The organism is Streptomyces sp. NPDC025273 (assembly GCF_040638585.1).
Classification (GTDB): Bacteria; Actinomycetota; Actinomycetes; order Streptomycetales; family Streptomycetaceae; genus Streptomyces; species Streptomyces cinereorectus.
In genome coordinates this window covers 1-1,305 of record NZ_JBEZYP010000056.1, presented here as the reverse complement: position 1 = coordinate 1,305, position 1,305 = coordinate 1, and the positions used below count along the sequence as shown (strand labels likewise).

Below are 1,305 nucleotides of genomic sequence, written 5' to 3'. Positions count from 1 at the left end.
CCAGGGCTCTTGCAAGGTCGAATTTCTCTGACGTTTGCGCTGGTCAGCGGGGGATGTCGAGGAGGTCGAGTGGGGCGGCGAAGGGTTCGTAGGACAGGTCGCGGACGGCTTCGGTCATGTTGGTGGCGCCGGTGGCTCGGAGTCGGTTGAGGGTGACGTTGCGCAGGGTGGCCATGTTCTCGGGGCCGTGGCCGGTGTGGATCTGAGAGCGGTCTTCGTCCCAGAGGACGTCCCGCACGTAGTGGATCTTGTTTTCGATGTGCCAGTGGTGACGAAGTCCCAGGGCGATGTCCTGGGGTTTCGCCTGCCGGGCGGGAAGGTCGGTGATGACGTAGACGGTCTCGCGGGTGCGCTTGTACGTCGCGGTGCGGTGGCGGGTGATGCGGGCGACCTGGCGGGCGTGCGGGAAGTCCAGGTGGGAGACGGTCAGGACCTGTACGACGCGGGTCTCCTTACGGCCGTGCCCCTCGGTGCGGTCGTAGTATTTCGCGGTCGCTTTGTGCCAGGGCAAGTGCCGACAACTGGTATACAGCGTCGGCTGGTTGAGCTTCACGGTCAGTAGGTAGTGGGCCTCCTTGTCCTCGACGAGGAACCGTGCGGTCTCGGTCTGCGTGTGCAGCGCGTCCACGCTGACCCAGGCGCCCTCGATGTCGAGGGCACCGAGCACCTCGCGCAGGCAGGGAATTTCGTTCGTCTTGTCCGGAATTCGCAGCTGGGCGATGACCTGGTCGTCCTGATCGATCACGGCCAGCAGGTGCGCCGCACTCCGGGTCCGGGTGCGGGAGCCGCGTGCGGCCTTGCCGTCCGCCGCCAGGCGCGTCGGGCGTTCTTGCTCCGGACCCGCGGCGGGCCGCAGCAGCGCCGCCAGCCCATCGGGACGCAGTCGTTCGATGATCCGACGGAGGGTGTCCATGGACGCGGCCGGCCGTACACCCAGCGGGCCGCGCGCCGGGAAGCCAAGCCGGGCCAGGGTGTCCTGGGGCGCCCGGCGCAGCCAGTGCCCGATGGCCGCGTACGAACGCGCTCCGGTCGCCACCGCGCAGGCCGCCGCCCGGACCAGCGCGGGAAGCGGATACCGCCGCCCGCGACGATCACGCGGATCGGCATCCTCCACCGCCGCGTCACCCGCCGGAGCGACGAAACACGACAGCACGAGCGCGGGCATGGCAGACTCACGAATCACTGAAGCTCCGTTGTGTGCAAGGGACTTGCTAGGTCACTCGCATCAACGGAGCTTCAGCCCGTTCGGTCACACCCCGCCGACCAGCCACTTCACAAGATCAATTCGATCTTGCAAGAGCCCTG

General features: G+C 67.7%; 1 protein-coding gene. It reads right to left on the bottom strand.

All coding sequences use genetic code 11. The features are described from left to right. Window positions 1–43 precede the first annotated feature (43 nt). Entirely contained in the window at window positions 44–1,183 is a 1,140-nt protein-coding gene (locus tag AB0F38_RS31670) for an ISAs1 family transposase (protein WP_361900895.1), read from the bottom strand. Window positions 1,184–1,305: the final 122 nt, after the last annotated feature.